Consider the following 20,571-nt stretch of genomic DNA (forward strand, 5'->3'; position numbering starts at 1 on the left):
ACGGCCCGCCCCCGGGTGGCAGCATGGGGCGTGTGAGTGTCCCAGTGGAGATCGAGCGCCCCGAGTCGAGCGAGGCACCCTACGAGGTGCCGGAACCCGACGTTCCCTGGGTCACGGTCGTCCACAACGACCCCGTCAACCTCATGAGCTACGTCGCCTACGTCTTCCAGTCCTACTTCGGCTACAGCAAGGACAAGGCGCACCAGCTCATGCTCGACGTCCACCACAAGGGCCGCGCGGTGGTCTCCAGCGGCAGCCGTGAGGAAATGGAGCGCGACGTGCAGGCCATGCACGGCTACGGCCTGTGGGCGACCCTTCAGCAGGACCGCTGATGGCCGGCCACTTCGAGCCCCGGTCCGGCGGCGGTGCGGCCGTCGCCCTCGACGAGGTCGAGATCTCCATCCTGCGCAGCCTCGCCGTCCAGCTCCTGGAGCTGGTCGGTCCCGGCGACGAGAGCGGCGACGCCGCGGACGACCTGCTCGCCTCCGTCTTCCGGGACGGCCCCAGCGAGCCGCCCGCCGACCCCGTCCTCGCCCGCCTCTTCCCGGACGCCTACGGCGGCCCGGACCGGGTGCCGGACGACGACGTACGCGCCGCCTCCGCGGAGTTCCGCCGCTACACCGAGAACGATCTGCGCGCCCGCAAACGCGAGGACGCGCTCGCGCTGATCCGCTCGCTCGACGCGCTGGACCCCGAGCCGGAGACCGGCGCCGTGCTGCGGCTCACACCCGAGGAGTGCCGCCGCTGGCTCGGCGGGCTCAACGACCTCCGGCTGGCCATCGGCACCCGCCTGGAGGTCACCGACGAGGACGACGGCGGCGAACTGCTGCGCCTTCCGGAGTCCGACCCCCGTAAGCCCATGGTGCTGGCCTACCTCTGGCTCGGCGGTCTCCAGGAAACGCTCGTCGAATCGCTCATGTCCTGAGTCCTGGTTACCATTCCTCAGGCGTTCGCTCAGAGAATGCTCAAATCCGGATAACGATCCCATCTCGCACGCGTGCGCCTTGCCGATTGTTTAGGACTTTGTCCTGATTTTCGCGCGACCTTGCCTTACCACGTCCCTGGTCGCCTTCCGAGGCGCCGTGATAGATGTTCACGACCTGCCGTGAGCGACGCCACCCCTGTCGCTGCGGGAGCGCTGAGCCGGCCACCGCCGGCGTGCAGGAACTCCATCCGGGGGGATCGGAACCCGATCCGGACAGACCGGGTCGGTATGGAGAAAGGCGCACCACTCATGACCTCTGTGCAGGTCGATCAAGAACACGACGGCAATGAGGCCGCTGGGAAAAACCCGGAAGAGGGCTACCAGCGGGGTCTGGGAAACCGCCAGATCCAGATGATCGCCATTGGTGGCGCCATCGGTACCGGCCTGTTCCTCGGGGCGGGCAAGGCGATATCCAAGGCGGGGCCCAGCATCATCCTGGCCTACGCGATCGTCGGCCTCGTCATCTTCTTCATCATGCGGGCGCTGGGCGAGCTGCTCATGTACCGCCCGGTCTCCGGCTCCTTCTCGGAGTACGGACGCGAATTCCTCGGCCCCTTCGTGGGCTTTGTGACCGGCTGGACCTACTGGCTTTTCTGGGTCGTGACCGGAATCACGGAAGTCACCGCCGCGGCCACCTATATCCACTACTGGAACCACGACATACCGCAATGGGTGTCGTCGCTCGTCTTCACCGTCGCGCTCTTCGGGATCAACCTGATCTCCGTGAAGATCTTCGGTGAGCTGGAATTCTGGTTCTCGATGGTCAAGGTCACCGCGATCATCGGCATGATCCTCATCGGTCTCGGCGTCATCATTCTCGGTTTCTCGGACGCCGGTGACACCGCTTCCTTCAGCAACCTCTGGGCCGACGGCGGATTCTTCCCGCGGGGCATCGGCGGCACGTTGATGACCCTTCAGATCGTGATGTTCGCGTTCCTCGCCGTCGAACTCGTCGGCGTCACCGCGGGTGAGGCGAAGGACCCGAAGAAGGTTCTGCCCAAGGCGATCAACACCGTCCCGTGGCGCATCGGCCTCTTCTACATCGGCGCGCTCATCATCATCCTGTCGGTCGTCAGCTGGAAGGTCTTCGAGCCGAACACCAGCCCGTTCGTCCGCGCCTTCCAGGAGATCGGCCTGCCCGCCGGCGCCGGCATCGTCAACTTCGTCGTGCTGACCGCCGCCCTCTCGTCCGCCAACTCCGGGATGTACTCCACCGGCCGGATGCTGCGCGACCTCGCGCTCAACGGCCAGGGACCGAAGCTCTTCACGCACCTGAGCAAAAACGGTTTGCCCACCTGGGGCACCGGCGTCTCCGTCGCGATGATGCTGGTCGGGGTCTGGATCAACTACCAGTGGCCCGGCGACGCGTTCAACTACGTCGTGTCCTTCGCCACGATCTCCGGCATGTGGGCATGGATCGTCATCCTCTTCTCGCAGCTGCGCTACCGGGCCAAGGCCAACCGCGGTGAACTGCCGCAGTCGAGCTTCAAGGCGCCCGGCGCCCCGTACACCTCGATCTTCGCCCTCGCCTTCATCGGCATGGTCATCGTGCTGATGGGCATCGACCCGGACGCCCGCATCTCGCTCTACGCGGCGCCGATCTGGGCGATCATCCTGGGCGTCGGCTATCTGTCCATCAAGCGCCGGTCGGCCGAGGTCTTCGCGACCCGGGCCACCGTTCCGGCTCCGGCCACCGGGGAGCAGCGGCCCGGCACCGGCAGCAAGGACTGACCGGCCTCATCCCAGGCGACGGGCCCGTACCCACCACACCCGAGCAGGTGGGTACGGGCCCGTCGCCGTGCGCGGGGTCCCCACGGGGCCCGCCGCGGTGCGTTCGGTCCGCTCCCCGCACCCGCTCCCGGGCTCCGCGAGGGCCCTCCTATCCTTGCCGCATGCTGACCCTGACCCAGGACCTCCACGACAAGATCGTCGCGCACGCCCGCCAGGACCATCCGGACGAGGCGTGCGGCGTCGTCGCGGGACCGGCCGGCAGCGACCGCCCCGAGCGGTTCATCCCGATGCTCAACGCCGCCCGCTCGCCCACGTTCTACGAGTTCGACTCCGCCGACCTCCTGGCCCTCTACCGCGAGATGGACGACCGCGACGAGGAGCCGGTGATCGTCTACCACTCGCACACCGCCACCGAGGCGTACCCCTCCCGCACCGACGTCGGCTACGCGGGCGAGCCCGGCGCGCACTACGTCCTCGTCTCCACCGCCGACACGGACGACGCGGGCCCCTTCCAGTTCCGCTCGTTCCACATCGTGGACGGTGTGATCACCGAGGAGGAGGTCCGGATCGTCGAGGCGTACGCCTGACGGTTCCGGGCCCGGGCGGGCCGCCAGGGAGCGCCTCCGCGGGGCCGGTCCACCCGCCGTGACCTGGGATTCCTCGCCATTCCTGGCGCCCGCCCGTCCGCCGCGTCCCATCTGATGTACACAACCGTCCGCATCCTGGGACGAGGTATCAAAACCCGGACCGGGAATCGATACGATGACCGCATGGTTGACCACGACGTGAGCGAGCAGAGGAGGGCCATGCACCAGCAGGCTCCGCTCGCCACGCGTCGCTCCGCCTCCGCCCTGCTGGGCGCGTTCGGCTGCGGAGCCGCCCGGCTGCACATCGATCTGTGCCGCCTCACCAGCGCCTTGTGTCCGGGCCGCGCCGCGGCCTGACCCGGGTTCGCACCACACCCGCCGCACCCGCACCGCCGCACGCCGTGCACACGGGCCGCAGAGCCCCCCGCCCCCGCACTCCGACAGGAGCACTCTCATGGCCATCGAGGTCCGAATCCCGACCATCCTGCGCACCTACACCGACGGCGCGAAGGCCGTCCAGGGCAGCGGGGACACCCTCGCCGGCCTCATCGACGACCTGGAGAGCCGCCACGCGGGCATCAAGGAGCGCCTCGTCGACGGCGCGGAGCTGCGCCGCTTCGTCAACGTCTACCTCAACGACGAGGACGTCCGCTTCCTCCAGGGCATCGCCACCGAGCTGACCGACGGCGACAACATCACCATCCTGCCCGCCGTCGCCGGTGGCTCCCGCGCCGCGGACCGCCCGGCGGACCTGGCCTGACATGCGGTACGACTCCCCGCTGGCGGCGGTCGGGAACACCCCTCTCGTCCGCCTGCCGCGCCTCTCGCCCTCCGCCGAGGTCCGCATCTGGGCCAAGCTGGAGGACCGCAACCCCACCGGCTCCGTCAAGGACCGCCCCGCGCTGCACATGATCGAGCAGGCGGAGAAGGCCGGCCGGCTCACCCCCGGCTGCACGATCCTGGAGCCCACCAGCGGCAACACCGGCATCTCGCTCGCCATGGCGGCCAAGCTCAAGGGCTACCGCATCGTCTGCGTGATGCCCGAGAACACCTCGTCCGAGCGGCGCGAACTGCTCGCGATGTGGGGCGCCGAGATCATCTCCTCGCCCGCGGCGGGCGGCTCCAACACCGCCGTGAAGGTCGCCAAGGAGCTGGCCGCCGAGCACCCGGACTGGGTGATGCTCTACCAGTACGGCAACCCGGACAACGCCGGTGCGCACTACGCCACCACCGGCCCCGAGATCCTCGCCGACCTCCCGTCGATCACCCACTTCGTCGCGGGCCTGGGCACCACCGGCACCCTCATGGGCGTCGGCCGCTTCCTGCGCGAGCAGGTCCCCGGCGTGCAGATCGTCGCCGCCGAACCGCGCTACGACGACGTGGTCTACGGCCTGCGCAACCTCGACGAGGGCTTCATCCCCGAGCTGTACGACGAGTCCGTGCTCACCACGCGCTTCTCCGTCGGCTCCGAGGACGCCGTCGCCCGCACCCGCGAACTCCTCGCCGAAGAGGGCATCTTCGCCGGCATCTCCACCGGCGCCGCCCTGCACGCCGCGCTCGGCGTCGCCCGCAAGGCGCAGCGCGCCGGGGAGAGCGCCGACATCGTCTTCGTCGTCGCCGACGGCGGCTGGAAGTACCTCTCCACCGGCGTCTACACCGCCGAGTCCACCGAGGCGGCCATCGCCACCCTGCACGGCCAGCTCTGGGCCTGAGCCCGCAGCGCGCACCCGGCGGGCGGTCCCGGAAGGGGCCGCCCGCCGCCGTGTGTTCCCCGGCCGGCCGCCGCGTCAGCCCCCGCCCGACCGCCCGTCCGCCTCGCTGTCGTCCCGGACAGCCGTGCGATCCCCGTCGCCGGGCGCGGACCCCGTCGCCGAAGGCTTCCCGGGGCCCGCGCCGGGGCCGGGGCGCTCCGCCGGGCGGCCGGCCGCGCCCGCCCGCCGACCGCGCCGCCGAGGCGGCCGCCGGCTCCGGCCCCGGCCGTCGACCACCGCCGCGACCAGCGCCAACGCGATCACCGCCACCAGCGCCGGCCACCACGAGCCGTCCATCGCCGCCTCCGTCCGCCGCCGACCATCCGCCGTCCGTCCGCTGCGACGGTACCGGCGACGGGCCCGGGAGGCACGGCGGACGGCCCCGTGACGAGGCCCACCCGGACTGGTGATTCCGCCCACAGCTCGCCCCGCCACAGGAGCGCCACCACCCCGTGCGCCTTACCCTCGTGGGCACCGCACCGCGCGACCGGACCCGCCGGGCACCCGTACGGACCGGCCACCTGCCGGACGCCACCGCCCGGCACGGTCCGCCGCTCCGCCGTCCCCGCACAGGAGGTTCACGCCCGCATGAAGCTCACTGTCGTCGGATGCTCCGGGTCGTTCCCCTCCGCGGATTCGGCCTGTTCGAGCTACCTCTTGGAGGCCGACGGCTTCAGGCTGCTCCTCGACATGGGCAACGGCGCCCTCGGCGAGCTGCAGCGCCACTGCGGTCTCTACGACCTCGACGCCGTCCTGCTGTCCCACCTCCACGCCGACCACTGCATCGACCTGTGCGGCTACTTCGTCGTCCGCTACTACCGCCCGGACGGCGGCCGCTGCGCGCCGATGCCGGTGTACGGCCCGGCGGGCACCGAGCGGCGGCTGACCGCCGCCCACGCGGATCTGCCGTACGACGGCGCGATGAGCGAGGTCTTCGACTTCCGGACGCTGTCCGACGGAACGTTCCGGATCGGCCCGTTCACCGTCCGGGCGGCGCTCGTCAACCACCCCGTCGAGGCGTTCGGCTTCCGCATCGAGCACGGCGGACGGTCGCTGACGTACTCCGGGGACACCGGGCCCTGCGCGGCGCTCGACCGGCTCGCCGAGGGCACCGACCTCTTCCTCTGCGAGGCGTCCTTCACGCACGGCAAGGAGGACATCCCCGATCTGCACCTCAACGGCCGCGAGGCCGGCGAGGCTGCCGCGCGCGCCAAGGCCGGACGGCTGATCCTCACCCACATCCCGCCGTGGACCGACCCGGACATCACCCTGCGCGATGCGCAGAAGGTCTACGACGGCCCGGTCGAGACGGCCCGCGCGGGCACGGCCCACGAGGTCTGACCGGCCCGGGAGACGAAAAAGAGCGGCGGCCCGGGGAACGCTCCCCGGGCCGCCGCCCTTTTCGTCTCCGGCGCCGCCGCTACTTCGTCAGCGTCGCCTTCGCGGCGGCCTTGCCGTCGGCCTTCCCGCCGGACTCGGCGGCGGCCTTCGCACCCGCCTTCGCCGCGCCCTTCTCCGTCTCCGGCACCTCGTCCTCGGGCTCACGGCCCGGCGTCGGGAGGTTGAACTTCAAGATCGCGAAGCGGAAGAGCGCGTAGTACACGACCGCGAAGCACAGGCCGACCAGCGCCAGCAGCCAGGGCTTGGTGGCGATGCCGAGGTTGAGGACGTAGTCGATCGCACCGGCCGAGAAGCCGAAGCCGTCCTTCATGCCCAGCGCCCAGGTCAGCCCCAGCGACAGACCCGTCAGCACGGCGTGGATCGCGTAGAGGACCGGCGCGATGAACATGAACGTGAACTCGATGGGCTCGGTGACGCCGGTGACGAAGGCGGTCAGCGCGAGCGAGAACATCATGCCGCCGACGACCTTGCGGCGCTCGGGGCGGGCGCAGTGCACGATCGCCAGACAGGCGGCGGGCAGCGCGAACATCATGATCGGGAAGAAGCCGGTCAGGAACTGACCCGCCTGCGGGTCGCCGGCCAGGAAGCGGGCGATGTCGCCGTGCTTGCCGGCGTAGTCACCGGCCTGGAACCACGGGAACGAGTTGAGCAGGTGGTGCATGCCGACGGGGATCAGCGCGCGGTTGGCGACACCGAAGACACCGGCGCCGACCGCGCCCGAACCGACCAGCCACTCGCCGAAGTTGTGCAGCCCGGCGCCGAGCACCGGCCAGATGTAGCCGAAGACGATGCCGATGGCCAGACCGGCGAAGGACGCCAGGATCGGCACCAGCCGGCGACCGCTGAAGAAGCCCAGCCAGTCGGGGAGCTTCTTGCGGCTGTAGCGCTGGTAGAGGAGGGCGACCACGATGCCGATCACCACGCCGCCGAGCACACCGGCGTTCACCGGCGGCGCGACCTCGGCTATCTTCCCGTCGACCACCTGCTGCACCTTGGGCAGGCTGTCGTCCGTGAAGGTGCCCAGCACCTTGCTGAAGACGAGGTAGCCGACGACGGCGGCGAGCGCGGTGGAGCCGTCGGCCTTCTTCGCGAAGCCGATGGCGATACCGACCGCGAACAGCAGCGGCATGTTGTCGAGCAGCGCCCCGCCGCCCGCCGCCATGAACTCGGCGAGCTTGTTCAAGAACGCGGGGAAGTTGTCCCGGCCGAGCATGTCGGGCTGGCCGAGGCGGACCATGAGCGCCGCGGCGGGCAGGGTGGCGATCGGCAGCATGAGGCTGCGGCCGATGCGCTGGCCGACGGCCATCGCTGCGGAGCCGCGGCTTTTCTTCTCCGGTGCCGCCGAGGCAGTGGCCGAACTCATCGGATTCCTCCAGGTGCGGCGGGCACTCATCGGGTGCGGCCCGCTTGTTGTCTACACCACTCAGTGGTTTAGACCATTCTTAACACGTGGCCCCGGCGGAAAGGAATCCATTCCTTCCAGTGGTGTGGACCACATGCCAACCGGCCCGAAGGAGGTCGCCCGGAGGCCGGGAGCGGCGCCATCGATACGAGGAAAGCGCAGGTCAGGCCAGTCTTCCTGCCGCACGTCCCGGAGCGCACCGCCCGTCCGCGCCCCCGCAACGGTACGGCCTCGCGACCCTCCGGCGGCAATCCGCAAACCCCCCGTACCGCCGCGACTACTTCACGTTCTCCCGCTCCAATTCCTCCGCCACTTCCACCGGCTCACGCCCCGGAGTCGCCAGATCGAATCGGGTGATCACAAACCGGAACAGCGCGTAGTAGAGCACCGCGAAGCACAGCCCGATCGGAATGATGAGCCACGGTTTCGTCGCCAGCCCCCAGTTGATGACGTAGTCGATCAACCCCGCCGAGAAGCTGAAGCTGTCGTGCACCCCCAGCGCCCAGCACGCCGCCAGCGACGCACCCGTCAGCACCGCGTGGATCCCGTAGAGCACCGGCGCGATGAAGACGAAGGAGTACTCGATCGGCTCGGTGACGCCCGTGACGAACGACGTCAGCGCCACCGACAGCATCAGCCCGCCCACCTCCTTGCGCCGCCCCCGGCGCGCGCAGTGCGTGATCGCCAGCGCCGCGGCGGGCAGCGCGAACATCATGATCGGGAAGAAACCGGTGGTGAACTGCCCCGCCGTCGGATCGCCCGCCAGGAAACGGTTGATGTCGCCGTGCACCACCGTCCCGTCCGGCTTGGTGAAGTCGCCGAACTGGAACCAGACGAACGTGTTCAGGAACTGGTGCAACCCCACCACCAGCAACGCCCGGTTCGCCGTCCCGAAGATCCCGGAGCCGATCCAGTCCAGATCCGTCAGCCACTTGCTGAACGACGTCAGCGCCGCGCCGACCGGCGGCCACACGAACAGGCAGACCGCCGCGAACGCCAGCCCCGCGAACGCCATCACGATCGGCACCAGCCGCCGCCCGTTGAAGAACCCCAGCCAGTCCACCAGCTTCACCCGGTGCAGCCGCTGCCAGCACCACGCCGCCGCGAACCCCAGCACGATGCCGCCGAACACCCCCGGATTCTGGAACGTCGCCTGCACCGCCTTGCCCGCCCCGTCCGTGCACACCCCGCCCCACGGCCCCGCCTGCGTGAACGTCTGCCCGGACGGGCACGCCACCGGGAACTGGTGCAGCACCGCGAAGTAGACGAGAAACCCCACCACCGCGGCGAGCGCCGTCGACCCGTCCGCCTTCTTCGCCATCCCGATCGCGACACCCACGCAGAACAGCAGCGGCAGTCCCAGCCCCGAATCCAGCAGCGCACCGCCCGCACCCGCGAAGACCTTGGCGACCGCGTCCCAGCCCAGCCCGTCCGCGCCGAACACGTCCGGCTGCCCCAGCCGGTTCAAGATGCCCGCCGCGGGCAGCACCGCGATCGGCAGCTGGAGGCTGCGCCCCATCTTCTGCATCCCCTGGAAGAGATGCGCGCCCCGCTTCGTGCGGGGTGCCGCCGCCGCGCCAGAACTCATCCGCCACCTCCGGGGCCGCCCGCCGACGCCGTGCCCGGTGGGTACCGCATACTGGTGGTGTAGACCACTTGGGGAGCGGCCCCGGGCCCCCGGTACGCGCTCCGGGTGATCGCTATCCTTCGCCAGAGTGCGGACAAACGCCCGTAAAGCTGGGCTGAACGTGCGTTACGGTTCGTCAACCGCAGGGCACCACCGCACCCCGCACCACCGCCCGGCACCCTCGCCGGCGACCGAGACAAGCAGGAGTGGACATGGCTTCCAAGGCCGAGAAGATCGTCGCCGGGCTCGGCGGACTCGACAACATCGAAGAGGTCGAGGGCTGCATCACCCGCCTGCGCACCGAGGTCTCCGACGCCTCCCTGGTCGACGAGGCCGCCCTCAAGGCCGCCGGCGCCCACGGCGTCGTCAAGATGGGCACCGCCATCCAGGTCGTCATCGGCACGGACGCGGACCCGATCGCGGCGGAAATCGAAGACATGATGTAGCGGACGCGCTCATCCCTCCGGGCCCCGGGTGCCGCACGCCGTGTGCGGGCCGGGGCCCGTGGCGTTTCCGGACCGGCCCAGGCTCCCCCCCGCCGCCCGCAAAGCCCCCCGCCCCGTTCCCGCTAGGCTCTACGCCATGTCTCGCATCGACGGCCGTACGCCCGAACAGCTCCGCCCGGTGACCATCGAACGCGGCTGGAGCAAGCACGCCGAAGGTTCCGTTCTCGTCTCCTTCGGCGACACCAAGGTCTTCTGCACCGCCTCCTTCACCGAGGGCGTGCCGCGCTGGCGCAAGGGCAGCGGCGAGGGCTGGGTCACCGCCGAGTACTCGATGCTGCCCCGCTCGACCAACACCCGCGGCGACCGCGAGGCCGTCCGCGGCAAGATCGGCGGCCGCACCCACGAGATCAGCCGCCTCATCGGCCGCTCGCTCCGTGCCGTCATCGACTTCAAGGCGCTCGGCGAGAACACCGTCGTCCTCGACTGCGACGTCCTCCAGGCCGACGGCGGCACCCGCACCGCCGCCATCACCGGCGCCTACGTCGCCCTCGCCGACGCGATCGCCTGGGCCCAGCAGAAGAAGATCATCAAGCACGGCCGCAAGCCGCTGACCGGCACCGTCTCCGCCGTCAGCGTCGGCATCGTCGACTCCACCCCGCTCCTCGACCTCTGCTACGAGGAGGACGTCCGCGCCGAGACCGACATGAACGTCGTCTGCACCGGCGACGGCCGCTTCGTCGAGGTCCAGGGCACCGCCGAGGCCGAGCCCTTCAACCGCGACGAGCTGAACGCCCTCCTCGACCTCGCCGTCGCCGGCTGCGCCGACCTCGACGCCGCCCAGCGCGAGGCCCTCGCCCGCACCCTCTGAGCCCCGGCCTCCGGGCCCGCTCGTAGGCCTGCGGCCGCGTCCCGCCCGGGACGCGGCCGCGGCTGTGTCCGCCGGGCCCGGCGGCAACCAAATCCGCCCGTCCCGCGTTTCTCCCCATACCTGCTTTACCTGTTCATGACTTGGGGGAGGAACCGTCCCATGACCCTGCGCACCCGTAGCACCCGCCCGCACCGGCGCCCCGCCGCCACCGCCCTCGCGGCCCTCGCCGCCGCGGCGCTCGCGATACCCGCGCTCACCGCCTGCAGCGCCGTCGACAAGGCGATGGACTGCGCCCACACCGCCACCGCCGTCGTGGACGGCGTCGACAAGCTCCAGAAGACCGTCCAGGGCGCCGCCGACAACCCCGAGCAGACCGAGAAGGCCCTCGACGGACTCGACCGCGACCTCAAGGGCATCGGCGACGCCACCGGCGACCCCGACCTCACCAAGGCGCTGAAGAGCATGAACGACGGCATCGACAATGCCCGCAAGGCGGTGCAGGACGGCAAGGACCCCGACCTCCAGCCGCTTGCCGACGCGGCCGGCGAACTGACCAAGGTCTGCACCCCGGGATAATCACTCCCCATGCAGCACACAACCGAGCAGCGGCCGGACGCACCCCGCCGCCTCATCCTCGCCACCCGCAACGCCGGCAAGGTCACCGAACTCCGCGCGATCCTCACCGCCGCCGGTCTCGGCGTCGAACTCGTCGGCGCCGACGCCTACCCCGAGATCCCCGACGTCAAGGAAACCGGCGTCACCTTCGCCGAGAACGCCCTGCTCAAGGCGCATGCCCTGGCCCGCGCCACCGGCCACCCGGCCGTCGCCGACGACTCCGGCCTCTGCGTCGAGGTCCTCGGCGGCGCGCCGGGCATCTTCTCCGCCCGCTGGTCCGGCCGCCACGGCGACGACCAGGCCAACCTCGATCTGCTCCTCGCCCAGCTCTCCGACATCGACGAGGCCCACCGCGCCGCCCACTTCGCCTGCGCCGCGGCCCTCGCCCTCCCCGACGGCACCGAACGCGTCGTCGAGGGCACCTTGCCCGGCACCCTCCGCCACGCCCCGTCCGGCACCAACGGCTTCGGCTACGACCCGATCCTCCAGCCCCTCGGCGAGACCCGCACCTGCGCCGAGCTGACCCCCGACGAGAAGAACGCCATCAGCCACCGCGGCAAGGCGTTCCGGGCGCTGGTTCCGGTGGTGCGGGAGCTGTTGGGCTGAGGCTGGGGCCGCGCCCGGGGAAAGCCCGGGGGAGCGCCCCGGCGAAAGCCCCGGAAGAACGCGACGGCCCGTGGGCGGCGATGCGCTCCACGGGCCGTCGGACGGTGCGGCGGAAGGGATTCGAACCCTCAAGCCGTTTCACCGGCCACAGATCCTAAGTCTGCTGCGTCGCCTGTTGCGCCACCGCCGCAAGTCCTCGGTCATGCTACCGGCTGCTCCGGGGCGTGTCCGGGGAGTCCCGTCGTTCGCCCGCACACGGGCCGCCGGCGCGCGGAAAGCCGCACGCAAAGCCGCGCGGAAAGGGGCCGGGGAAGTCTCCCCGGCCCCGCGTCGTGTGCCGTCCGTCAGAACTTCGGTTCCTGGTTCTGGGACGCGATCATCTCGACCGCCTCCTCCTTGGTGGCGACCGAGGGCGGGGAGCCGGCCAGGGGCTGCTGGGCGGTCTCCTTCATGCAGGCGACGGCGACGGCGCCGACGAGGGCGGCGCCCATCGTGTAGTAGGCGGGGACCATGACGTTGCCGTCGAAGGCGTCCATCAGGGCGGTGATCACCAGCGGGGTGGTGCCGCCGAAGACCGAGACGGCGAGGTTGTAGCCGATGGAGAGCGAGCCGTAGCGGACGTTGGTGGGGAAGAGGGCCGGGAGGGCGGCGGACATGGTGCCCAGCAGGCAGACGAGGGAGAGGCCCAGGAGGGCCATGCCGGCGATGACGGCGGCCAGGCTGCCCTGCTTGACCAGGAGGAACGCGGGGATGGCGGTGATGAAGAAGCCGAGCATGCCGCCCATCAGCAGCGGTTTGCGGCCGTAGTGGTCGTTGAGCTTGCCGACGGTGGTGATGATCAGCATCAGCGCGATCATGGTCGCCAGCAGGATCAGCAGGCCGTGCGACTCCTTGTAGTGCAGGGTGTCGGTGAGGTACGTCGGCATGTACGACAGCAGCATGTAGTCGGCGATGTTGTACGCGCCGACGAGCGCGATGCACAGGATCAGTGTGGGCCACTGCTGGGCGAAGATCTCGCCGATCTTCTTCTTCGGGGCGTTCTCGGAGAGGTGCGAGAACTCCGCCTCCGCCTCGGCGGGCGAGCCGGTCGGCGAGTGCGTCTGGGACGCCTCCAGCTTCTGGAACGCGGGCGTCTCGTCGAGCCGCAGCCGCAGGTAGAGACCGACCAGGCCGAGCGGCCCGGCGACCAGGAACGGGATGCGCCAGGCCCAGTCGAGCATCGCGTCCGCGCCGACGGTGGTGTTGAGGATCAGCACGATGCCGGCGGCGCCGGTGTAGCCGATCAGGGTGCCCATCTCCAGGAAGCTGCCGAAGTAGCCGCGCTTCTTGTCGGGTGCGTACTCGGCGATGAAGGTGGAGGCGCCGCCGTACTCGCCGCCCGTCGAGAAGCCCTGGACCAGCCGGAAGAGGATCAGCAGGACCGGGGACCAGAAGCCGATCGCCGCGTACGAGGGGATCAGGCCGATGCAGAAGGTGCCCGCGGCCATCATGATCATGGTGAGGGCGAGGACCTTCTTGCGGCCGACGCGGTCGCCGAGCGGGCCGAAGAAGGCGCCGCCCAGGGGCCGGACGAGGAAGGCCACGGCGAAGGTGGCGAACGAGGAGAGCAGGCTGATGGTGCCGTTGCCGTTGGGGAAGAAGACCTTGCCGATGGTGACCGCGAGATAGCTGTAGATCCCGAAGTCGAACCACTCCATGGCATTACCGAGGGCCGCCGCCTTCACGGCCCGCTTGACCACGCGCTCGTCGGTGATGGTGATGTCGGTGCGCCGCAGTTTGGGATTCCTGCGCCGGGCTATGGCACGGAAGAGCGCACGGTGGCGCTTGAGGGCCTCCGGATCGTGTTCGGAGGCGGGGTCTGCTTCGGTGCTGCCGGTCGGCACGAGGCGGTCCTCTCGTTCAGAGCGCGAAGTGCGCGGGGATACGACGGGTGCGCCTGCGCAGTCGAGCGCGGATCAAACCACCATGGCTCCGGAAGGGGAGGTACGTCACCCGGGCTGAGCCGTCCGGGGAGGCCATGGTGGCCTGCGGTTTCGCGGGCCGCGAGCGGGGGCGCTCCGCGCCTGGTCGCAGGGGCGTTGTTACAGAACTGGTACGCAGCCGCGCGGTCATCGCCGCGTGCGGGCAATCAGCCCGTGCGGGGGGCCGGGCAGGGTGGGTCGGTGCCGTTGCCATGTGTCCGCGAAGCCGCCGTTCGCCGGGCCCCTCGCGGGGAGTGGTGGCGTCGGGTGTGCCGGCGGGGTACGGGGCCGCGGCCCCGGAAGGAGAGGGCGATGGGCGACCGCGTGGGGGCGCGCCGGATGGGCTGGCGTACCGCTGTGCCGGTGGGCGCGGTGCTCCTGCTGCTGCTCGCGGCCGGGGCGTGGGGTGTGCAGGCGGGCCGGCACGCGTCGGCGGTGGACGTGGCGCCGCAGACATCGGCGGCGCGGCAGCGTCCGGCGCCCGGCCAGGCGCCGCAGAAGGCGACGGCGGGCGGGCTGCCCGGCGTCCGCGACTGCGGCTTCGGCGAGCCGGAGGTCGAGCCGCAGGTCATCACGTTGACCTGCGCGGACTCGGGGATGGTGGCGACCGGGATCGTCTGGGAGCGGTACGGCCGGACGTCGGCGGAGGGCCGGGGCGTGGTGCAGGTGGAGAAGGCGGCGGCGGGGACGGCGGGGGACGCGGTGTTCCCGGCGCGGTTCCGGCTGTACGGGGTGCGGACGGTCGAGGGGGGCCGGGCGTTCACCGGGCTGGAAGTGACGTACGACGGCTCGACGCCGATGGGGGACACGACGGAGATGTACAGCCTCGCGTGATGGGCATCAGGGGCCGGATCGCGCTGGCCATTTCGGGCATGACGGCGCTCGCCGTGGTGGTGCTGGGGTTCGCCGTGCACCACATCGCGGATGCCGGGCGGGAGCGTGCGGCGCGGGCGTACCAGGACGTCCGGCTCAGTTCGGCGGTGCAGATATACGAGCGGGACGGGACGCTGGCGATGGGGGCGCAGCTGGACGACGCGGCGCTGCCGAAGCCGTTGCGGGAGGCGGTGTTCGCGGGGCGGTCGGGGACGTATCTGAGCGGGGGCGAGGATCCGCGGGTGTGGGCGGCGACGGGCGTCGACGATGGGACGGGCGGTGCGCGGTGGGGGCGTTCGCTGTCGGTGTCGGCGGCGTATCCGGAGGACGATCCGGCGCGGGTGGCGCTGGACCGGGCGCTGCTGATCGCGGGTGCGGGCACGGTGGTGTTGATGGCGGTGGTGTCGTGGTTCGTGGCGCAGCGGCTGTCGCGGCGGCTGCGGCTGAGTGCGGCGGCGGCGCGGCGGATAGCGGCGGGTGCGGGGCCGGAGCTGGAGTGGGACGGGTTGGCGAGCGCGGGGCGGGACGAGGTGGCCGAGTTGGGCCGGAGTGTGCATCACATGGCGACGTCGCTGGCGGCGCAGGCGCAGGCGGAGCGGGAGTTCACCGCGGATGTGGCGCACGAGTTGCGGACGCCGGTGGCGGGGCTGGTGGCGGCGGCGGAGCTGTTGCCGCAGCCGCGCGCGGTGGAGCTGGTACGGGACCGGGCGCAGGCGATGCGGCGGCTGGTGGAGGACCTGCTGGAGGTGTCGCGGCTGGACGCCGGGGTGGAGCGGGCGGATCTGGACGCCTGTGACCTGCCGTCGCTGGTGCGGGGGATCGTCCGGCGGGCGGCGGGCCAGCGCGGCGTGGACGAGGTGACGGTGACCGTCGAGGGGGAGCCGCGGATCGTGGAGACGGACCGGCGCCGGGTGGAGCGGGTGCTGGTGAATCTGCTGGCCAACGCGGAGCGGCACGGCAAGCCGCCGATCGAGGTGGTGGTGGCGGGCAACCGCATCGTGGTGCGGGACCACGGGCCGGGCTACCCGGCGGATCTGCGTGCCGAGGGACCGCGGCGCTTCCGCACGGCCGCGCCGGAGCGGGGCACCGGACACGGCCTGGGGCTGACGATCGCGGTGGGCCAGGCCGGCGTGCTCGGCGCGCGGCTGGACTTCGGCCAGGCCGAGGGCGGCGGCGCCCGGGCGGTACTGGAACTGCCGGACCGGGTGGCGGTGACGGAGGGGGCGGAGTAGCTCGGACGGGGCCGGGGCGGCGGGGGCGCGGGGCCGGGCGGGCCTGCCGGGCTCGACCGGCCGCGTCCGCCGTCCGCCGTTTCGCCGTCGGGACCGGTCCGGCGGCGGTAACCGGCCGTCACCGGACGGCCACCGCCCACCGGACCGGAGGCCCCCGCGTCAGCCCGTCGGCGCCAGCTTCAGGTCCTTGATGATCTTGGCGACGTGGCCGGTGGCCTTCACGTTGTACAGCGCGCGCTCGACCTTGCCGTTCTCGTCGACGATGACGGTGGAGCGGATCACGCCGGTGACGACCTTGCCGTACAGCTTCTTCTCGCCGAAGGCGCCGTACGCCTCCAGGACCTTCTTGTCGGGGTCGCCGAGGAGCGTCACCGTCAGCTCCTCCTTCTCGCGGAACTTCGCCAGCTTCTCCGGCTTGTCGGGCGAGATGCCGATGACGTCGTAGCCGTGACCTGCGAGGAAGTCGAGGTTGTCGGTGAAGTCGCAGGCCTGCTTGGTGCAGCCGGGGGTGAGGGCGGCCGGGTAGAAGTAGACGATGACCTTGCGGCCCTTGTGGTCGGCGAGCGAGATCTCGTTTCCGTCCGCGTCGGGCAGGGTGAAGGCGGGGGCGGTGTCGCCGGGCTGCAGTCGCTCGCTCATGGCTCTCCTTCGAAGGTTCCGTACGCCCCGAGATTACGGCGTCGGGCGCCCGGCCCGGCTGCGCCGGGGGTGCGGGGCCGCGCGTTACAGGGGGTGCTGTGGGGCGCGGCGGGGCGTGAGCTGACAGACTGTGTGCACGAATCGGTACGCATGTGGTGGCCGGTTCCGTACGGGGCCTCGTGCCCGGCCCCGTACGCATCGGCCCGAGACGATGGAGGCGGCGCGGTGTCGGAAGCCAGGACCCCTGCGCAGATCGAGGCGGACATCGTCCGCAGACGGCAGGATCTCGCCGTGATGCTCGACGAGATCGGTGTGCGGCTGCACCCGAAGACGATCGTCGGCGAGGCGAAGGCGAAGGCCGTCGACGCGGTGGACCGCACGGCCGGTCGCGCCTACGTGGCCGCCAATCGCGTGGTGTCGGACGTCCGCGCGCAGCTGGTGTCGGAGGACGGTGCGCCGCGGCTGGAGCGGATCGTGCCGCTCGCGATGGTCGGCGTCGGCGTCGTGGGCCTGCTGGTGGCACGCTCCCGCAAGCAGCGCGACTAGATCCTGCCGGTGCCCGGCGGTCGGGTGGCGGCCGGGGTGCGGGTACCGTCGTGCAGGTGAGCCCGAATAACGTCAAGGACACCCACGACAAGCTGCCGATCCGGATGCTGCACGACCGTGTGCTGGTGCGGACGGACATCCCCGAGGGCGAGCGTCGCTCGACCGGGGGCATCGTCATCCCGGCGACCGCTGCCGTCGGCCGCCGGCTGGCCTGGGCCGAAGTGGTCGCGGTGGGGCAGAACGTACGGACCGTGGAGATCGGCGACCGGGTGCTCTACGACCCGGAGGACCGCGCCGAGGTCGAGGTGCGCGGCGTGGCGTACGTGCTGATGCGGGAGCGGGATCTGCACGCGGTGGCCGCGGAGCGGCTGGAGGGCGCGGACGACTCGACCGGGCTGTACCTGTAGACGACGCGGGGCCCGCCGCCGTACGGGAGCGGGCCCGGTGTACGGGCGGTGATCGAGATCACCGCCCGTTTCGCATGCCGGGTTGCTAGCGTCGGAGGTACCCGACGAGACGCGCCGTACCGGGCAGGCAAAGACGACGCACCCCCTGTTGAAGCGCTTTTCACGGAGGTGCCGTCATGGCATGGATCCTGCTCGCGGTCGCCGGTCTGCTGGAGGTCGGCTGGTCGATCGGGATGAAGTTCACCGACGGGTTCACGCGGCTGTGGCCGAGCGTGTTCACCGGCGCGGGGATCGTGGCGAGCATGCTGATGCTGTCGGTCGCGGCGCGTACGGTGCCGATCGGTACGGCGTACGGCGTGTGGGTCGGGATCGGCGCCGCGGGTGCGGCGGTGGTCGGGATGGTGGTGCTGGGCGAGCCGGTGACCGCCGCCCGGATCTTCTTCATCTGTCTGCTGCTGGTCGCGGTGGTGGGGCTGAAGGCGACGTCGGGGCACTGAGCGTGCCGGGCCCGCGGCGGACCGGCCCCGGGCGGCCCGGGACCGGCCCCCGCCGCCCGGCCGCCGCTCAGTAGCCCTGGTCACCGCCCTCGTCCGCGCCGCCCTCGGGCGCTCCGCCGCCGCCCGGGCCGCCCCCGCCGCCGTTCTGCCCCGTGCCGCCGTCCTGGCCGCCTCCGCCGGGCGGCGGGCCCGCGGTGGGGCGGCCGCCGGGCCGGTTGGTGGGGCGCGGGGCGCCGGGCGAGGCGGAGCCGCCGGGGGTGGCGGAGCCGGACGGGGAGGCGCCGGAGGCGGACGGGTTGGGGGATGCCTGGGCGCCGGGCTCCAGCTTCAGGTCGAAATTGCGGACCGGCTTTCCGCGCAGGGCGGCGGCGGTGTAGTCGGCCCAGATCTGGGCGGGGAAGCCGCCGCCGTTGACGCGGGGCAGTCCGGCGGCGCCGTAGAGCGGTTGCTGCGCGGCGGTGTCCGGGTGCTGGCCGAGGACGGCGACGACGGTGGCGAGTTCGGGGGTGTAGCCGGCGAACCAGGCGGCCTTGTCGTCCTCGGCGGTGCCGGTCTTGCCGGCGGCGGGCCGTCCGGCGCCCTGGGCGGCGGTGGCGGTGCCGCCGTCGACGACGCTGCGGAGCATGGCGGTCGTGGTGTCGGCGGCCGCGCGGGTCACGGCGGTGGTCTCCGGCCGCTGGGGCAGGGCGATCTGCCGGCCGTCCTTGGTGACCTTGTCGACGAGGGTGTACGGGCGGTGCCGTCCGTGGTGGGCGAGGGTGGCGTAGACCTGGGCCATGTCGAGGACGCTGGGGGTGGCGGTGCCCAGGGAGATGGCGCCCTGCGCGGAGGCCAGGCCCGGGGCGTCCTCGGGGACGCCGAGGGCGACGGCGGTGTCCTTGACCTTGGCGGGGCCGACGTCGATACCCATCTGGGCGAAGACCGCGTTGACGGACTTGTCCATGGCGGCGGTGACGGTGATCTGCCCGTAGGAGCGGTCGTCCTCGTTGGCGGGCGCGAAGCCGGTGGCGCGGCCGTGCTGGACGGTCATGCGCTTGTTGGTGCCGTCGTAGGGGGTGTTCGGGGTGATGCGGGCGCCGCTCTGGGTGACCGAGGCGTTCTGCACGGCGGCGGCGAAGACCAGCGGCTTGAAGACGGAGCCGACCTGGTAGTCGCGGCGGGTGGCGCTGTTGACGTACTGCTTGGCGTAGTCGGTGCCGCCGTAGAGGGCGACGACGCGGCCGGTCGCCGGGTCGATGGAGGCGCCGCCGGCGCGGACGTACGCGTCGACGGGGCGCTTGTCGCTGAGCCGGTCGGTGAGTTTGGTGCCGACGGCGTGGCCGAGGGCGTCCTGGCGCTTGCGCTCCAGGGTGGTGGTGATGCGGTAGCCGCCGGAGCGCAGGGTGTCCTCGTCGACGAGGTGATGGTCGGTCAGGTAGTCGGTGACGGCCTTGACGACGTAGCCGCGCTGGCCGGTGAGTCCGGCGGGGGTGGTGGTGGAGAGGGGGTCGGGGAAGGTCATGGCGTCGCGGTCGGCGGCGCTGAGCCAGTGCTCCTTGACCATGCCGTTCAGGACGTACTTCCAGCGGGCCAGGACGCGGGCGCGGTTCTCGGGGTGGGCGGTGACGTCGTAGGCGCTGGGCGCGTTGAGGAGGGCCGCGAGGTAGGCGCCCTGACCGGTCGTCAGCTGGTCGACGTTCTTGCCGTAGTACGCCTGGGAGGCGGCCTGGATGCCGTAGGCGTTGCGGCCGTAGTAGCTGGTGTTGAGGTAGCCCTCCAGGATCTTGTCCTTGCTGACCTCGCGGTCCAGCTTGATGGCGATGAAGAACTCCTTGGCCTTGCGGGTGAGGGTCTGTTCCTGGCCGAGGTAGTAGTTCTTGACGTACTGCTGGGTGATGGTCGAGCCGGACTGCTTGCCCTTGCCGGTGGCGGTGTTCCAGGCGGCGCGGACCATGGCGGCGGGGTCGACGGCCGATTCGGAGTGGAAGTCGCGGTCCTCGGCGGCGAGGACGGCCCGCTGGATGCGCTTGGGGATCTGGGAGAGCGCGACGTTCTCGCGGTTGATGTCGCCGTCGCGGGCCAGTTCGGTGCCGTCGGCGTAGAGGTAGACGTTGCTCTGGGCGCGGGCGGCGCTGTTGGCCGCGGGGATGTCGACGAGAAGGTACCCGGCGACCAGTCCGCCCGCGACCAGCACCACGAGCAGCAAGGCGGTGCCGAAGAGCATCCGCCAGGAGGGGAAGGCGCGGCGCCAGCCGGTGCGCCGGCGGCGCCCGGTGGCGCCCTTCCCCGCGGGTGCCGGTGTGGCGGGGCGGGGTCCCCACTGCCGGGGGCCGCCGTTCTCCGGGCCGTGCGGCTCTTCGCTCATCTCTGGTGGGACTCCTCTGCCGCCGCCGGGGCGATGCCGCGGCGGGCCGGTAC

The 20,571-nt window shown here is 71.6% G+C and carries 21 protein-coding genes, 1 tRNA gene, 1 pseudogene and 1 riboswitch; of the genes and pseudogenes, 17 read left to right on the top strand and 6 right to left on the bottom strand.

What is annotated here, in order from left to right; all coding sequences use genetic code 11:
- Window positions 1-23: 23 nt before the first annotated feature.
- From clpS to ABT345_RS21945, 8 genes are all read left to right on the top strand, one after another.
- The gene (gene clpS / locus ABT345_RS21905; protein ID WP_345084787.1) at window positions 24-332 is read left to right on the top strand and encodes an ATP-dependent Clp protease adapter ClpS; all 309 of its coding nucleotides are present in this window, start codon (window positions 24-26) and stop codon (window positions 330-332) included.
- On the top strand, window positions 332-925 hold the full coding sequence (locus ABT345_RS21910) for a DUF2017 domain-containing protein (protein WP_345084784.1): 594 nt from the start codon (window positions 332-334) through the stop codon (window positions 923-925). Before clpS ends, ABT345_RS21910 begins: the two co-directional genes overlap by 1 nt.
- A 309-nt stretch (window positions 926-1,234) precedes the next feature.
- Window positions 1,235-2,716, top strand: coding sequence for an amino acid permease (locus ABT345_RS21915; RefSeq protein WP_345084781.1), 1,482 nt, complete (start codon window positions 1,235-1,237; stop codon window positions 2,714-2,716).
- Between the two features lie 161 nt (window positions 2,717-2,877).
- A complete protein-coding gene (locus ABT345_RS21920) occupies window positions 2,878-3,303 on the top strand; it encodes a M67 family metallopeptidase (protein ID WP_345084778.1) in 426 nt (141 codons plus the stop codon).
- A gap of 183 nt (window positions 3,304-3,486) precedes the next feature.
- Window positions 3,487-3,660 (top strand): putative leader peptide, encoded by a 174-nt coding sequence (locus tag ABT345_RS21925; protein ID WP_345084776.1) that lies wholly within the window; start codon window positions 3,487-3,489, stop codon window positions 3,658-3,660.
- A gap of 97 nt (window positions 3,661-3,757) precedes the next feature.
- A complete protein-coding gene (locus ABT345_RS21930) occupies window positions 3,758-4,063 on the top strand; it encodes a MoaD/ThiS family protein (RefSeq protein ID WP_345084774.1) in 306 nt (101 codons plus the stop codon).
- 1 nt (window position 4,064) lies between these two features.
- Window positions 4,065-5,015, top strand: coding sequence for a PLP-dependent cysteine synthase family protein (locus ABT345_RS21935; RefSeq protein ID WP_345084771.1), 951 nt, complete (start codon window positions 4,065-4,067; stop codon window positions 5,013-5,015).
- 627 nt (window positions 5,016-5,642) lie between these two features.
- Window positions 5,643-6,395: an MBL fold metallo-hydrolase gene (locus ABT345_RS21945; RefSeq protein ID WP_345084768.1), complete on the top strand. Its 753-nt coding sequence runs from the start codon at window positions 5,643-5,645 to the stop codon at window positions 6,393-6,395.
- A 157-nt stretch (window positions 6,396-6,552) separates the two neighbouring features.
- Here ABT345_RS21945 and ABT345_RS21950 read toward each other — a convergent pair.
- Together ABT345_RS21950 and ABT345_RS21955 are read right to left on the bottom strand one after the other, a co-directional pair.
- Window positions 6,553-7,818: pseudogene (locus tag ABT345_RS21950) on the bottom strand (PTS transporter subunit EIIC); the annotation flags it as partial.
- Between the two features lie 316 nt (window positions 7,819-8,134).
- Entirely contained in the window at window positions 8,135-9,445 is a 1,311-nt protein-coding gene (locus ABT345_RS21955; protein ID WP_345084765.1) for a PTS transporter subunit EIIC, read from the bottom strand.
- A gap of 251 nt (window positions 9,446-9,696) precedes the next feature.
- On the opposite strand from ABT345_RS21955, the gene ABT345_RS21960 reads away from it, so the two are divergent.
- The 4 genes from ABT345_RS21960 (at window position 9,697) to rdgB (ending at window position 12,019) form a co-directional block, all read left to right on the top strand.
- Window positions 9,697-9,930: a PTS sugar transporter subunit IIB gene (locus tag ABT345_RS21960; RefSeq protein WP_168102456.1), complete on the top strand. Its 234-nt coding sequence runs from the start codon at window positions 9,697-9,699 to the stop codon at window positions 9,928-9,930.
- A gap of 136 nt (window positions 9,931-10,066) precedes the next feature.
- Complete coding sequence (rph, locus tag ABT345_RS21965) at window positions 10,067-10,798, top strand: ribonuclease PH (RefSeq protein WP_345084759.1); 732 nt, start codon at window positions 10,067-10,069, stop codon at window positions 10,796-10,798.
- A 159-nt stretch (window positions 10,799-10,957) separates the two neighbouring features.
- On the top strand, window positions 10,958-11,374 hold the full coding sequence (locus ABT345_RS21970; RefSeq protein ID WP_345084756.1) for a hypothetical protein: 417 nt from the start codon (window positions 10,958-10,960) through the stop codon (window positions 11,372-11,374).
- Window positions 11,375-11,383: 9 nt separating this feature from the next.
- The gene (gene rdgB / locus ABT345_RS21975; RefSeq protein ID WP_345084753.1) at window positions 11,384-12,019 is read left to right on the top strand and encodes an RdgB/HAM1 family non-canonical purine NTP pyrophosphatase; all 636 of its coding nucleotides are present in this window, start codon (window positions 11,384-11,386) and stop codon (window positions 12,017-12,019) included.
- Between the two features lie 105 nt (window positions 12,020-12,124).
- Here rdgB and ABT345_RS21980 read toward each other — a convergent pair.
- Together ABT345_RS21980 and ABT345_RS21985 are read right to left on the bottom strand one after the other, a co-directional pair.
- Window positions 12,125-12,209: transfer RNA gene (locus ABT345_RS21980), tRNA-Leu, on the bottom strand.
- A gap of 154 nt (window positions 12,210-12,363) precedes the next feature.
- Entirely contained in the window at window positions 12,364-13,902 is a 1,539-nt protein-coding gene (locus ABT345_RS21985; RefSeq protein ID WP_345084750.1) for an MFS transporter, read from the bottom strand.
- A 390-nt stretch (window positions 13,903-14,292) separates the two neighbouring features.
- Between ABT345_RS21985 and ABT345_RS21990 the strand changes: the two genes are divergently transcribed.
- Both ABT345_RS21990 and ABT345_RS21995 read left to right on the top strand, forming a co-directional pair.
- A complete protein-coding gene (locus tag ABT345_RS21990) occupies window positions 14,293-14,814 on the top strand; it encodes a hypothetical protein (RefSeq protein WP_345084746.1) in 522 nt (173 codons plus the stop codon).
- Window positions 14,814-16,085, top strand: a complete 1,272-nt coding sequence (locus ABT345_RS21995) for a sensor histidine kinase (protein WP_345084743.1) — start codon at window positions 14,814-14,816, stop codon at window positions 16,083-16,085. Before ABT345_RS21990 ends, ABT345_RS21995 begins: the two co-directional genes overlap by 1 nt.
- 159 nt (window positions 16,086-16,244) lie before the next feature.
- Here ABT345_RS21995 and bcp read toward each other — a convergent pair whose 3' ends face one another.
- Complete coding sequence (bcp, locus tag ABT345_RS22000) at window positions 16,245-16,724, bottom strand: thioredoxin-dependent thiol peroxidase (protein WP_345084740.1); 480 nt, start codon at window positions 16,722-16,724, stop codon at window positions 16,245-16,247.
- A gap of 225 nt (window positions 16,725-16,949) precedes the next feature.
- Between bcp and ABT345_RS22005 the strand changes: the two genes are divergently transcribed.
- The 3 genes from ABT345_RS22005 (at window position 16,950) to ABT345_RS22015 (ending at window position 18,174) form a co-directional block, all read left to right on the top strand.
- A complete protein-coding gene (locus ABT345_RS22005) occupies window positions 16,950-17,270 on the top strand; it encodes a DUF3618 domain-containing protein (RefSeq protein WP_345084737.1) in 321 nt (106 codons plus the stop codon).
- A gap of 104 nt (window positions 17,271-17,374) precedes the next feature.
- Complete coding sequence (locus ABT345_RS22010; protein ID WP_143944362.1) at window positions 17,375-17,677, top strand: GroES family chaperonin; 303 nt, start codon at window positions 17,375-17,377, stop codon at window positions 17,675-17,677.
- Window positions 17,678-17,756: 79 nt separating this feature from the next.
- Window positions 17,757-17,820, top strand: a riboswitch (guanidine-III (ykkC-III) riboswitch).
- Between the two features lie 33 nt (window positions 17,821-17,853).
- Window positions 17,854-18,174 (top strand): DMT family transporter, encoded by a 321-nt coding sequence (locus ABT345_RS22015; RefSeq protein WP_345084734.1) that lies wholly within the window; start codon window positions 17,854-17,856, stop codon window positions 18,172-18,174.
- 67 nt (window positions 18,175-18,241) lie between these two features.
- Here the strand turns inward: ABT345_RS22015 and ABT345_RS22020 are convergent, their stop codons facing one another.
- Window positions 18,242-20,518: a transglycosylase domain-containing protein gene (locus ABT345_RS22020; protein WP_345084731.1), complete on the bottom strand. Its 2,277-nt coding sequence runs from the start codon at window positions 20,516-20,518 to the stop codon at window positions 18,242-18,244.
- Window positions 20,519-20,571 lie beyond the last annotated feature (53 nt).

Origin of the sequence: Streptomyces sp. NPDC000404, assembly GCF_040300365.1 — a bacterium.
Lineage (GTDB): Bacteria > Actinomycetota > Actinomycetes > Streptomycetales > Streptomycetaceae > Streptomyces > Streptomyces ramulosus.

Excerpts from the sequence above, each read along its gene's own strand:
- clpS (WP_345084787.1), top strand. The coding sequence starts at position 24 with ATGGGGCGTGTGAGTGTCCCAGTGGAGATCGAGCGCCCCGAGTCGAGC.
- ABT345_RS21910 (WP_345084784.1), top strand. The coding sequence starts at position 332 with ATGGCCGGCCACTTCGAGCCCCGGTCCGGCGGCGGTGCGGCCGTCGCC.
- ABT345_RS21915 (WP_345084781.1), top strand. The coding sequence starts at position 1,235 with ATGACCTCTGTGCAGGTCGATCAAGAACACGACGGCAATGAGGCCGCT.
- ABT345_RS21920 (WP_345084778.1), top strand. The coding sequence starts at position 2,878 with ATGCTGACCCTGACCCAGGACCTCCACGACAAGATCGTCGCGCACGCC.
- ABT345_RS21925 (WP_345084776.1), top strand. The coding sequence starts at position 3,487 with ATGGTTGACCACGACGTGAGCGAGCAGAGGAGGGCCATGCACCAGCAG.
- ABT345_RS21930 (WP_345084774.1), top strand. The coding sequence starts at position 3,758 with ATGGCCATCGAGGTCCGAATCCCGACCATCCTGCGCACCTACACCGAC.
- ABT345_RS21935 (WP_345084771.1), top strand. The coding sequence starts at position 4,065 with ATGCGGTACGACTCCCCGCTGGCGGCGGTCGGGAACACCCCTCTCGTC.
- ABT345_RS21945 (WP_345084768.1), top strand. The coding sequence starts at position 5,643 with ATGAAGCTCACTGTCGTCGGATGCTCCGGGTCGTTCCCCTCCGCGGAT.
- ABT345_RS21955 (WP_345084765.1), bottom strand. The coding sequence starts at position 9,445 with ATGAGTTCTGGCGCGGCGGCGGCACCCCGCACGAAGCGGGGCGCGCAT.
- ABT345_RS21960 (WP_168102456.1), top strand. The coding sequence starts at position 9,697 with ATGGCTTCCAAGGCCGAGAAGATCGTCGCCGGGCTCGGCGGACTCGAC.
- rph (WP_345084759.1), top strand. The coding sequence starts at position 10,067 with ATGTCTCGCATCGACGGCCGTACGCCCGAACAGCTCCGCCCGGTGACC.
- ABT345_RS21970 (WP_345084756.1), top strand. The coding sequence starts at position 10,958 with ATGACCCTGCGCACCCGTAGCACCCGCCCGCACCGGCGCCCCGCCGCC.
- rdgB (WP_345084753.1), top strand. The coding sequence starts at position 11,384 with ATGCAGCACACAACCGAGCAGCGGCCGGACGCACCCCGCCGCCTCATC.
- ABT345_RS21990 (WP_345084746.1), top strand. The coding sequence starts at position 14,293 with ATGGGCGACCGCGTGGGGGCGCGCCGGATGGGCTGGCGTACCGCTGTG.
- ABT345_RS21995 (WP_345084743.1), top strand. The coding sequence starts at position 14,814 with ATGGGCATCAGGGGCCGGATCGCGCTGGCCATTTCGGGCATGACGGCG.
- bcp (WP_345084740.1), bottom strand. The coding sequence starts at position 16,724 with ATGAGCGAGCGACTGCAGCCCGGCGACACCGCCCCCGCCTTCACCCTG.
- ABT345_RS22010 (WP_143944362.1), top strand. The coding sequence starts at position 17,375 with ATGCTGCACGACCGTGTGCTGGTGCGGACGGACATCCCCGAGGGCGAG.
- ABT345_RS22015 (WP_345084734.1), top strand. The coding sequence starts at position 17,854 with ATGGCATGGATCCTGCTCGCGGTCGCCGGTCTGCTGGAGGTCGGCTGG.
- ABT345_RS22020 (WP_345084731.1), bottom strand. The coding sequence starts at position 20,518 with ATGAGCGAAGAGCCGCACGGCCCGGAGAACGGCGGCCCCCGGCAGTGG.